Origin of the sequence: Candidatus Thioglobus sp. (assembly GCF_029243085.1) — a bacterium.
Classification (GTDB): Bacteria; Pseudomonadota; Gammaproteobacteria; order PS1; family Pseudothioglobaceae; genus Thioglobus_A.
In genome coordinates this window covers 1-11,465 of record NZ_JAQWSS010000070.1, presented here as the reverse complement: position 1 = coordinate 11,465, position 11,465 = coordinate 1, and the positions used below count along the sequence as shown (strand labels likewise).

The 11,465-nt window shown below is 38.1% G+C and carries 13 protein-coding genes; 5 read left to right on the top strand and 8 right to left on the bottom strand.

The annotated features are described in order from the left end of the window. Window positions 1-1,058 (top strand): tRNA lysidine(34) synthetase TilS (tilS, locus tag P8M52_RS03875; RefSeq protein ID WP_300307593.1); only part of this gene is annotated, 1,058 nt, incomplete at its 5' end. Here tilS and ybeY read toward each other — a convergent pair. Next, window positions 1,055-1,495, bottom strand: a complete 441-nt coding sequence (ybeY, locus tag P8M52_RS03870) for an rRNA maturation RNase YbeY (RefSeq protein WP_300307590.1) — start codon at window positions 1,493-1,495, stop codon at window positions 1,055-1,057. The genes tilS and ybeY overlap by 4 nt on opposite strands. 56 nt (window positions 1,496-1,551) lie before the next feature. On the opposite strand from ybeY, the gene priA reads away from it, so the two are divergent. Further along, complete coding sequence (gene priA, locus P8M52_RS03865; protein ID WP_300307587.1) at window positions 1,552-3,513, top strand: primosomal protein N'; 1,962 nt, start codon at window positions 1,552-1,554, stop codon at window positions 3,511-3,513. On the opposite strand, the gene P8M52_RS03860 is transcribed toward priA, so the two are convergent. The 3 genes from P8M52_RS03860 to P8M52_RS03850 are packed head-to-tail and all read right to left on the bottom strand — an operon-like array spanning window position 3,510 to window position 6,396. Next, entirely contained in the window at window positions 3,510-4,445 is a 936-nt protein-coding gene (locus tag P8M52_RS03860) for an MBL fold metallo-hydrolase (protein WP_300307584.1), read from the bottom strand. The two genes, priA and P8M52_RS03860, sit on opposite strands and share 4 nt — an antisense overlap. A 10-nt stretch (window positions 4,446-4,455) precedes the next feature. Next, window positions 4,456-5,694 (bottom strand): adenosylmethionine--8-amino-7-oxononanoate transaminase, encoded by a 1,239-nt coding sequence (locus P8M52_RS03855; protein ID WP_300307581.1) that lies wholly within the window; start codon window positions 5,692-5,694, stop codon window positions 4,456-4,458. Between the two features lie 27 nt (window positions 5,695-5,721). Further along, the gene (locus tag P8M52_RS03850) at window positions 5,722-6,396 is read right to left on the bottom strand and encodes a phosphoglycolate phosphatase (protein WP_300307578.1); all 675 of its coding nucleotides are present in this window, start codon (window positions 6,394-6,396) and stop codon (window positions 5,722-5,724) included. A 64-nt stretch (window positions 6,397-6,460) separates the two neighbouring features. Between P8M52_RS03850 and proC the strand changes: the two genes are divergently transcribed. The 3 genes from proC to P8M52_RS03835 are packed head-to-tail and all read left to right on the top strand — an operon-like array spanning window position 6,461 to window position 8,715. Next, on the top strand, window positions 6,461-7,291 hold the full coding sequence (proC, locus tag P8M52_RS03845; protein ID WP_300307576.1) for a pyrroline-5-carboxylate reductase: 831 nt from the start codon (window positions 6,461-6,463) through the stop codon (window positions 7,289-7,291). After that, complete coding sequence (locus P8M52_RS03840) at window positions 7,284-7,679, top strand: hypothetical protein (protein WP_300307573.1); 396 nt, start codon at window positions 7,284-7,286, stop codon at window positions 7,677-7,679. The genes proC and P8M52_RS03840 overlap by 8 nt, the downstream gene beginning before the upstream one ends. Next, the gene (locus P8M52_RS03835) at window positions 7,672-8,715 is read left to right on the top strand and encodes a hypothetical protein (protein ID WP_300307570.1); all 1,044 of its coding nucleotides are present in this window, start codon (window positions 7,672-7,674) and stop codon (window positions 8,713-8,715) included. The genes P8M52_RS03840 and P8M52_RS03835 overlap by 8 nt, the downstream gene beginning before the upstream one ends. Window positions 8,716-8,723: 8 nt before the next feature. Here P8M52_RS03835 and P8M52_RS03830 read toward each other — a convergent pair whose 3' ends face one another. The 4 genes from P8M52_RS03830 to P8M52_RS03815 all read right to left on the bottom strand — a co-directional run. Continuing rightward, window positions 8,724-9,140, bottom strand: a complete 417-nt coding sequence (locus P8M52_RS03830) for a Fur family transcriptional regulator (protein WP_300307568.1) — start codon at window positions 9,138-9,140, stop codon at window positions 8,724-8,726. Beyond that, the gene (locus P8M52_RS03825; protein ID WP_300307565.1) at window positions 9,133-9,669 is read right to left on the bottom strand and encodes a DUF3299 domain-containing protein; all 537 of its coding nucleotides are present in this window, start codon (window positions 9,667-9,669) and stop codon (window positions 9,133-9,135) included. Before P8M52_RS03825 ends, P8M52_RS03830 begins: the two co-directional genes overlap by 8 nt. A gap of 1 nt (window position 9,670) precedes the next feature. Next, window positions 9,671-10,918: an ABC transporter permease gene (locus P8M52_RS03820; RefSeq protein ID WP_300307562.1), complete on the bottom strand. Its 1,248-nt coding sequence runs from the start codon at window positions 10,916-10,918 to the stop codon at window positions 9,671-9,673. Then, a partial coding sequence (locus P8M52_RS03815; protein ID WP_300307559.1) for an ATP-binding cassette domain-containing protein occupies window positions 10,911-11,465 on the bottom strand: 555 nt, incomplete at its 5' end. The genes P8M52_RS03815 and P8M52_RS03820, both read right to left, overlap by 8 nt.

Here is an 11,465-nt window from a genome sequence, read left to right as displayed (position 1 = left end):
AATTAAGGGCGATTCATTGCAATCACCACTTATCTAAGCATTGTGGCGATTGGCATTTATTTTGCAAAAATTTATGTCAAGAGCTCAATATTCCTTATAGAAATATTGATCTTAATCTGAATACATCGTCCAATATTGAAGAAAATGCACGTAAGGAGCGTTATTTTTCATTATCGTGTGATTTATTAGAAAATGAAATACTATGTACGGCACATCACCAAAATGACCAGGCAGAAACGTTGTTACTCCAATTGTTCCGCGGATCCGGAGTGGCGGGGCTTGCTGCCATGCCTAAACAAAAATCGTTAGGCAAAGGCATTCATTATCGCCCCATGCTGAACATTGAAAAACAACAAATTTTAGATTATGCAAAAAGATATAAACTTAACTGGATTGAAGACGATAGCAACAAAAATGTAAATTTTAGACGCAATTTCCTACGTTTAGATATTATTCCTCAGGTAGAACATGTTTATAAAAATATTACAAGAATATTATCCAGAAGCGCAAAACATCAATCTGAAGCACTTAAGCTAACTCGCGAACTTGCAAGTATTGATCTTAAAACAGGCAATATTATTAATAACCATGGTCGAATTCAAATTGATGCATTGGTTACTCTTGAAAGGCACCGAATGAAGAATATTTTGCGCCATCATTTGAATGATTTACAGTTCTTAGCTCCGAGTGACAAGGTCATGAATCAGATTATTGATTTAATTCATGCCAAGAATGACGCAACCCCTCTGGTTCAATATAATCATTTCGAAATTAGACGTCACCAGTCTCAACTCTATTTTATTAACAATAATCATGGCAAAGATTTGGTGAAATGCCCGATTCATACTGAATTGGAAAAATTACCAAATTTTTCAATTCGATATCGAGCCGAAGGTCAACGTATTAAATTGCCAGGCAAAAAACACTCGCAATCACTAAAAAAAGTTTTACAAGAGGCAGGCATTCCTCCTTGGGAGCGAAATTCACTAAAAATGTATTATATAGATGACGAATTACGTGCTATGGAGCGCTTGGGACGCATGGAGCATGCCGATTAACAATAAGGATTGTCAATTTTCAATTTTTCTAAAATTTTAATCTCTAGACTCTCCATCTCTATCGCTTCCTCTTCTTTTATATGATCAAAACCCAACAAATGCAGTGTGCCATGGATAGCCATGTGTATTAAATGATCCTCAAACTTCTTATTTTGCACTTGAGCTTCTTCAATCACTACATCTATACAAATGACCACATCGCCTAAGATTGACTCATCAATCTCAATAGGTAGGTCACTTGGGAATGACAAAACATTAGTGGTTTTATCTTTATGACGATAATCTCTGTTTAACTGTTGGATTTCTAGTTTATCTACAAAACGTATTAGCAACTCACTCTCACCTTTTTCAAGATCATCTAACGCCGCTTGCAAAATATTAGCAAATTTTGCCTCATCAGCAAGCGTGAAATTAATACTGTTTTGAATAACAATCATGCTAAAGATTTAATTGATAAAATGATTTATTTTACTTTGATATTTTTCCCTAATCGATGCCAATCGTTGAAGTTGCTATTTCCGTACCATTAAACAGAACTTTTGACTATCAAAGCGATAGCAGGGTGACTGTTGGTGCGCGTGTTAAAGTGCCATTTGGCGCCAAAAAAGTGATCGGGATTGTGCTTTCAAATAAAGATAAAAGTGAGTTTAATAAACTTAAGTCAGTTGAAGAAATTCTAGATCAGGCGCCTATTTTAGACAAGCCTATTTTAGATTTTCTTTTTTGGGCGGCCAAATACTATCACCATCCTATTGGCGAGGTAGTATTAGCAGCGATGCCAAAAAATTTACGTCTAGGTAAAGAGGCGAAAATTAAGAAAGTCATCGGCCTGCCAATCAAAACCAGTCAGCCTGATTTTGAGATTACTACAGAACAAAATCTTGCCATTAACGCTATTCTTGATAAGCAAAATGCTTTCCACGGTTTTTTATTACATGGAGTTACGGGCAGCGGAAAAACCGAAGTTTATTTGCGCATCACCCAAGAGGCGTTGAATCAAGGTAAACAGATATTAGTATTGGTACCTGAAATTGGACTCACACCTCAAATGATTTCAAGATTTGAAAGCCGTCTTAACACTCGTGTAGTTGCTATTCATTCTCAGTTAAATGAGACGCAAAAGCTAGATGCTTATTTAATGGCTAAAAATGGTGATGCTGGAGTAGTGCTAGGCACTCGTAGCGCCATTTTTGCCCCTATGCCAAAGCTCGGTATGATTATTATTGACGAGGAGCATGATGGCTCATTTAAACAACAATCAAGTTTTCGCTATTCAGCGCGCGACTTAAGTTTTATTCGCGCCAGACAGGCTGACATCCCTCTAATACTTGGCACTGCTACCCCTTCTTTAGAAACTCTAAAGAACTCCATGGATGGCAAATTGACCCGATTAACATTGGCCAATAGAGCGGGTGATGCGTCTATGCCCAAAGTCAGTTTAATTGATATGCGCTCTAACTTTGACGGCGCTTTGTCCAAAATGCTACTTGAAAAAATGCAACAGTATTTATCGAAAAGCAAACAAGTCATGTTATTTATAAACCGACGTGGCTATGCCCCAGTTTATTTTTGCACAGAATGTAGCTGGAAGTCTGAATGCGATCATTGCAATTCCAGCATGATTTATCATCGTCATATTAACCGACTTAAATGCCACCACTGTGGCGATGAAAAAATGCCAGAACAAACTTGTCCCGATTGTGGCGAACAAAGTTTAGAGGTCTATGGATATGGTACCGAACGACTCGAAGAAACTTTATCTTCACACTTTCCTGAGACACCAATTATCCGTATTGATCGAGACACGACACGTCGTAAGAAGGCACTTTCCCAGCATTTAGAAAAAATTAACTCTGGCGATCCTTGCATTATTGTTGGCACGCAAATGCTAGCCAAAGGTCATGATTTCTCTAATTTAGCCATGGTCGGTATTCTAGATATTGATGGCGGATTTCTGTCTATTAATTTTCGAGCAACGGAATATTTGGCACAATTACTCATACAAGTCTCTGGACGTGCAGGTAGAAATGGCAAACAAGGAGAGGTGGTCATTCAAACCCGCTACCCAGACCATCCAATGTTTAATTATGTCTTATCAAATCGCTACACTCAGTTTGCCAGCGGTCTACTTAAGCAGCGTATGAGTGCTATGATGCCACCATTCGCCCACCAAGCACTCTTATGTGCCAATGCTAAAAACAAACAACATGCTGAGGATTTTCTTCGAGAAGTTGCAGGTCTGCTTAAAAGCATTGAAATGAATACCGTGGAGATTTGGGGGCCGACAGCTAACTCGATTGAAAAAAAGGCGGATTATTATTACTTTAATCTTTACTTACAGTCCAATAATAGGGCGGCACTTCATCAAATGTTGGCCACCTTTAACCAGCATGTTGATACAATAAAGCTTAAAAACAAAGTGCGCTGGTATTTAGATGTAGACCCAATCGACTAAAGTACTCTTTCTAGATATAAGTAAGCTGCATATGCATTCTTACGATTTGCTACATCAAAAGCCGGCTCGTCTTCGAATTCCGACCAGTCGATTGCTGTGTAAGCTTCATCAAATGGTGTCATCTCATCAACGGCGGCACTTAACTGTTTAATTAAAAAATTCAGATATCGATACGTTAAGTTCATCGTTTCTTGAGGTTGGTCTGAGGCCATTCCATGGCCAGGAACAAAGTACTCCATCTCAACATTGCTTAATTGCTGCAAAGCCTCTGCCCATTTAATAATATGAGCATCGCCCACGAAAGGGATACGACCTTCAAAGATTAAATCACCACTATAGAGCGTTTGATCATTGAGACTTAACAGAGACATGTCACCTTCTGAATGAACCTTACCAAAATAAGTCAATAAGAATTTATGGCTACCTAATGAAAATTCAGTATCCTGATCAATAATACGGTCTGGTTCGACAAGATAAGTTTTATCATTGACCCAAGGATATAACTCTGTACGTCTTGAATCTAATAAATTTGGCGCCGTTTCTGAATCGAGGTAATCAAAGGCGCCTTTTGGTGCCCAAATCTCCGCACCTTCCTCTTTAAAGACTTGCAACCCGTAAACATGATCTGCATGATAATGGCTTACTATCACTAGCTTAATAGGCTTATTTGTTACTTTTCGAATCTCATCACGCATCGCATGCGCTAATGATGGCGTCCCTAAACTATCAAATACAACAACACCTTCGTTGGTTACAATAAAGCCAGCATTGGAAATAAAGCCTTCGTATTCTGTTGCAGCACCTGACAAGCCTGGTACATAATATGCACTTCCATTCAGATTTTCAGCAGTTACTTCAACACTAACTTTTTCGTAATCAGCTGCTTGTGAAAACAGCGGCAATAAACTCAATAGTAATAATAGTTTTCTCATAATGATCTTCTTATAATTCTTTAATCACGGTTTTAATGGCGTTAGTCACGCTTAATAATTCTTGCTGACTAATAGTAAAAGGCGGCATGGTATAGAGTAGCTTGCCATACGGTCTAAGCCAAACGCCTTGGTCAATCAGTAGCTTCTGAGCCTTTCCAATATCAATATCACGGGTTAATTCTACCACACCAATTGCACCCAAAATGCGAACATCGGCGACGTTATCTTCAGTACGCAGTGGAGACAACTCTCTATTCAAGAGTGCCTCTATATTAGCAATATTATCTTGCCAGGGAGAGTTCAATAATAATTCAATACTTGCAATGGCCACACTGCAGGCTAACGGGTTAGCCATAAATGTTGGGCCATGCATGAGTGTACCAACCGCATGCGCTATTTCATCCGTCGTTAGTGTCGCTGCTAGAGTCATGTAACCGCCAGTTAGCGCCTTACCCAAACATAAAATGTCTGGTTCAACATCTACATATTCTAAAGCAAACAATTCGCCTGTACGTCCAAATCCAGTGGCAATTTCATCCAAAATAAACAATACCTGGTGTTTCTTACAAAGTGCTTTGGCCTTGATTAAATATTGTGGATTGTAAATACGCATACCACCTGCACCTTGTACCACAGGCTCCAATATCATGGCAGCAATTGAGTTTGAATATTTATTTAATGTTAGCTCTAAGTCCTCTAGCGCCTCATCCATACTTACCATGGAAGGGCTTTTGACAAAATAATTTTTAGGTAGTACCCCTGAAAACAAATGATGCATACCATTGTCTGGATCGCAGACACCCATTGCGCCAAGTGTATCGCCATGATAGCCACCACGTAAAGTAATAAATTGATGCTTGTTTGGCTGATTTTTATTATGCCAATACTGCAAAGACATTTTCAATGCCACTTCTACAGCTACCGAGCCAGAATCAGCGAAAAATACTTTATCAAGGTTTTTAGGCGTAATATCAACCAGTATCTGAGCAAGTCGAATGGCAGGATCGTGTGTTAGTCCACCAAACATAACGTGCGACATTTTCTCTAACTGCTGTTTAACGGCTTGATTCAGTTGCGAGACATTGTAGCCATGAATGGCACTCCACCAAGAACTCATGCCATCAATAACGTGTCTATCCCCTTCCAAACTAAGGTAAACACCATTAGCTGACAATACTTTGTATGTCTGAATCTGGCTCGGCACTTTAGCATAAGGGTGCCAAATATGTTGTTGATCAAATGTATCCATATAGATACATTTTACTGATGCTATTGTTTATAGGTAATCTTTAAGCTCGACCATTGAGTCAATCACCAAATCTGGATTTGAATGACGAATATCAATGCCGTGATTGTAACCATAAGACATGCAAATAATATCAAAACCTGCCGCTCGAGATGCTTTGACATCACTAATCGAATCTCCCAGCATTAAAGCCTCCTTTGGGTCAATACCAAAGTGTTTAGCCGCATGTAACAATGGTAAAGGGTCAGGTTTTTTCTTTTCTAAAGTATCGCCAGAAATTACAATTTCAAACTCATCAAAAATACTCAGATCTTTTAATAATGGATGGGTAAATTGCTCTGCTTTATTGGTAACACACCCAACTGTATAACCCTGGGATTTAAGATGTGCTAGACCTTCTTTCACACCATCATACAAGCACGACCTACCAGAAGTATTAGCAGCATACAAATCTAAAAAAACAGGATAAGCTTTATCAAAATCATCCTGATTAACTTCGCCTTCCAGTTCGCCCGTTAACGATCGCTCAACTAATTTTGGTACACCATTGCCTACCCAATGACGAACTTTAGCTTCACCCCATTTTTCTCGACCCATAATAACCATTAGCTCGTCAACACAATAAGCCAAATCAGGAACACTATCAACAAGCGTGCCATCAACATCGATCATAATAAGCTTTGGATTGAATTTTTTTGTACTCACTTTAAATACCTCTTTATTTATTTTGGTAGAATAGTCTTAAGATTAAATTTAATGAGATATTTTAATGAAGAACTCAACGACAATTGGTTTTATTGGCGCAGGTAATATGGCTTATGCAATTATTACCGGATTAATCAATAACGGCATTTCTACTGAAAAAATTAAGATCAGCGACACCAATGAATCAATACTATCTTTGCGCAAATCAGAGTTTAACCTCGAAGTGTTTATGGACAATGTGGAACTTGCTACGCGCTGCGATGTTATTATTTTGGCAGTTAAACCTCAAGTGCTGTCGCTCGTTTGCCGCCAACTCAAGGATGCATTGAATACAAACACGCTAATCATTTCAATAGCTGCTGGCGTACGCACTCATGATATTGATCGTTGGCTAGGTGGCAACAAAGCTATTGTACGTACAATGCCTAATACGCCAGCCTTATTAAATCAAGGCGTAACAGGACTTTTCGCCAACGAGTTTGTGAGCGAAACGCAAAAATCGTTAGCTACAGACATTCTGAAAAGTGTTGGAACTAGTCTATGGGTAGAAGAAGAGACTATGTTAGACGCTGTTACTGCGCTTTCGGGTAGTGGACCTGCTTACTTCTTTTTAATGATCGAATCAATGGCTAAAGCAGGTGTGGCTCTTGGATTGGATGAGAAAATCGCCCAACAGTTAAGCGTACAAACAGCATTAGGTGCCGGTATGATGGCTAATATCAGTAAAGATTCAGTACGTGAACTGCGTGCCAACGTCACTTCGCCAAATGGCACGACACAAGCCGCCATTGAATCATTCCAGGATCAAGGCTTTGAAACGATGGTCTCTCATGCTATGCGCGCTGCTTATGACAGAGCGGCAGAATTAGCAATAGAACTGGGCGATAGTGACTGAGCGCACTACCTTTGCACTCCAGGGTTCAAAAATATATCTCGGTATTTCAACTTTGGTGCATTTGTGTACTCTTCTTAGCGCCTGGTTTTTTAGTTTTAATGTTTATGTAAGCTTGACACTTAGCGGCATTCTAATAGCTCATTTTCAGTATTTAAATAACACTATTTTTCTACGTAAGAATAACACCATTCATGCATTTACTCTTGAAGGGAAAACGCTTATTGCAATAGATAAAACAGGCACTCAACAACAATATCCTTGTGTTTACTGCGCCTATCAATCCAGCTTCCTGGTGATAATAAACCTTGGTAAGCAGCCTTTAGTAATATTTAAAGATTCTCTTGCTAATCATTCTTTATCACAACTCAACAGACTGCTTAATGCTTGAACCTGAAGACACTTTAAAATTAAACGTGCTGATAGCGACATCAGTTGCTATACGTATTGACACTTATAAACTTACTGTCGTGGGTTTAAATGCACAATTTAAAGAGCAAACTATTGAGCTTAAACCCAGTGGTGACACCGAAGCCTATATTAAAGACGTTAAAAAACTGCTAGTCACCCAAGTGCTTGGAGCTATGGGCGGCTACCCTTCTTATTTAAAACGCTGGTCACGAATGGGCCAGGTTGAATCATCGAATCTCTCCTCACTTTTGAAATTAGGCGAAGTGGAGGCTGTTGTGGCAGTATCCAACTCCACTACCCTTGATGATAAATTGTTAAAACTAACTTGGTGGTGTGCCACTAATACAGACAATCAGGCAGAAATTGGGCGTTTCCTGCTAACCAAACCGTTTGTCTTAAACACAGAGACTGGTCGTGAGATTGCGCAATATCTACTCGAATTTTTACCTTTTGTAAACGACACAGAGCAACTTATCGATACAACCAGCTTGGTTCTACAAGAAAATTTAATTGATCAAAAAGCTAAATCAAGATTATGGAAACAAGGCCAACGAAAAACTGCATTTTTAGTTGGCTTTGTTGAGCGCATGAGCGGAACTCTGCCAAATGAATTAAATATTCAATCGTTAAATTGCAAGCATACTGATCTACAAATTATTAATAGTGAACAATCGCAAATATTTTTAACAACACTACTTCATATTCTCAAAAAGATTAATCAAGAATATGTACTGTATCGTGCTTTAGAAGTGCTAGGAAAGTATATGTCCCATGAGAAAATCAGCGCTCATCGTAATATTGAACAAATTAACCAACAAATTGACAACTTAGCCTTGTTGGCTGGTGATGAGCAAGATAAGCTGAATGCTAGATTGTTACTTGCAGGTGTTAGCGAACACTTAGTCGTAAGCACTATTTCAGCACACAACTTAACTGGCTCCGCTATTCGTAAAAAACTGGATCACGTTTTAACGCCTATTCAAAAGGCATTAAAAACCCTAACATCAAAAATATAAAATGACAGTTAGAAACAATTTTTACATAGGCCTTGTAATTCTACAACCTGGTTTTCTATTGGCTTAAAATTTTTCATATTAGGAAACATAGCTTTTTTCGACAATTTGCATGACTCTTCAACCTTTTCACAACTAAGACAATGAAACAGCACATGAAAATGATTATGATGAGAATCATTGCAAACTAAATAAGTATTATTGGACTCTATTTTATGAGCTAAGCCAAGCTCAATCCAAAAATCTAACACTCTGTATATCGTGCTAATATTGTAAGCATAGCCCTTCTCTTGGACTTGTTCCAATAAATCATAAGCAGAAATACTATTTTTTGAATTTGATAACTCTTCAATGATAGCCATTCTTTGTTGTGTTGCGCTCTTTCCAAATTGGATACACTTTGACATTGCCTCAGCTACATCAATCACGAGCCACCTCCACATCAGAAAATTTAAAAGTCTTGACTGTCACATTAGATAATGAATAACCACTATCTGCAATATCAAAGCTTTGAGAGCCAACAGCAATCTTTCCTGAAACAATAATTGGCTCATAAAGATCTCGTCGCTCTGCAGGGATCTCCGAAGTATCAACTAACAACGTTTGATTCAATGGTGGTGGTGGCACATGAATACACTGTCCTGCTTCAGGCACTAATAAGAATTTACGAATATCGGAACCCTTTGAATCAAGTGGCACCATAAACCCCAAAAGCTCGATCGTTTTTCCTTCTAGCTTATTATTTAGCTTAGTGCCCGCTTCATCTATCTTATTTTGAAAATCAGGATTTGACAATAATTTATAATCTACTTTTTCAGGTATAAAATCATAAGCGCCATCTGGCATTAATGTATTCCAATTATTGACATATTTATCTAATTGCTGCTCTGTGACAACTTCAGCTTGCACACTAAAATTAAATACAACAAATAAAACAATAAGGGCTTTTTTCAACATATTAACTCAATGTGTGGTGTAAATTTTTCTTGAAAACGATAATCGCCGGCACCAAACTACTAAAAATACCAGCAAGCAAAATAATTGCAAAAACCTTGGCCTCATTCCAGCTAATCCAATCAAATTCTGGAGTGATGCCTAGGATTAAGTTTAACTGTTCTGTTGCCAAGTAAGTTACTAGCGTGACAAAAATAATTGCGCCAATGATAGCTGTTAAACCAATAAAAACAGCCTCAAGTACAACCAAAGTAGATAAATACATTGGTGTAGCGCCATTTGCTCTATAAATAGTCATTTCGCGCTTCCTATTATCAATACTAGAAATAATTAAACTAACCATTGCAATCAAACTAATAACAATAATAATCCAGCTGAGCAGTTCAAACCCTTGGTCTACTATTCCTACCATTGACCATAGTTCTGACAACGCTATACCTGGTATTACTGCAGAAATTGCCTCGTCTGGATATTTTTTAATATCGGCCGCAAAACGAAACAAAGTTAACTTTGACTTCAATCCCACAAATGCAGCTGTAACTGTCTTAGGAGTCAATTCTTCCTGGTTTAAAGTAGATAAATCCAACTGACTCAAATTAAATATTTTTGCACCACTTTGCCAGCCAAGGTGGATAAGCTCATAGCCTTTCAAATCGACAAAAACTGCCTGATCAATTGGTGCTCCGGTTTTCTCCAATATCCCTGTAACCTCAAATGAAAAATCATCATGTTTTTTTGCGACTGTTTGGCTTGACCCATGACTGATATGAATTTTGGTACCAACTTGATAGCCAAGTTTTTTTGCAACATCGGCACCGATTACCGCGCCAGATATTTCATTAAACGCCTTTCCGTTAGAAAAAGAAAGTGATTTATCTCCTGAATATTTAATATATTTAAAATAATTTTGCTCAGTAGCAATAACTCTAAAACCTCGATGACTATCGCCCAAGGCAATCGGCACTAAATATTCAATATCCTTTCTTTGCTTGATATCATCAATTGTTGTCATGGTGATATTATTAGTCGGCTTACCTAAATGGAAAACCGTATATAGCACTAACTCTAATGATGCAGCCCTAGGACCAATAATTATATCAACACCTGAAATGCTCTGATTAAAGCCTGTTTTAGTAGCCTTTTGTATACGCTCAATACTTAGCAACAAAACCATTGATGCCATCAAAGTGATAATGACAAGTGAGACTGGTAATAATCTTGAGCGGATTGATTTAATCAATAATCTAAACATTTTTATTTGTTATGTCTATAACCTGGTCAAAGTATGGCGCCAGAGATAAATCATGGCTTACCATTAACAACGCCTGTTTTGATGTATCAAACGTAGCCGACAATTCATTTAAAAAATTGTTGGCTGATTTTCGATCTAATGCAGACGTGGGCTCATCAGCGAGAACTAACGCTGGCCGACCAAGCAACGCCCTTGCAACCGCAACCCTTTGCTGTTGACCTATACTAAGCTGATTAACAGAATTATCTAAAACTTTATCACTCAGCCCGAGCGATGTTAGCAATCTCTCAATTTCTTGAGTTAAATTGCTAACATTTGAGCGTCTATTTTTGGAAAACCTAACGCCAAGTTCAATATTTTCTATTACCGATAAAAATGGGATGAGATTGAGAGTTTGAAAAATATAGCCAATACTGTCCGCTCTAACTTTGTCCAATTGACTAGATGAGAGAGAAGAATAATTTTTTCCTGCTAGCACAATTTCACCTTTCTGAACCTTTAAAGCTCCGGCAATCAGATTTAGCAGGGTTGTTTTTCCAGATCCAGA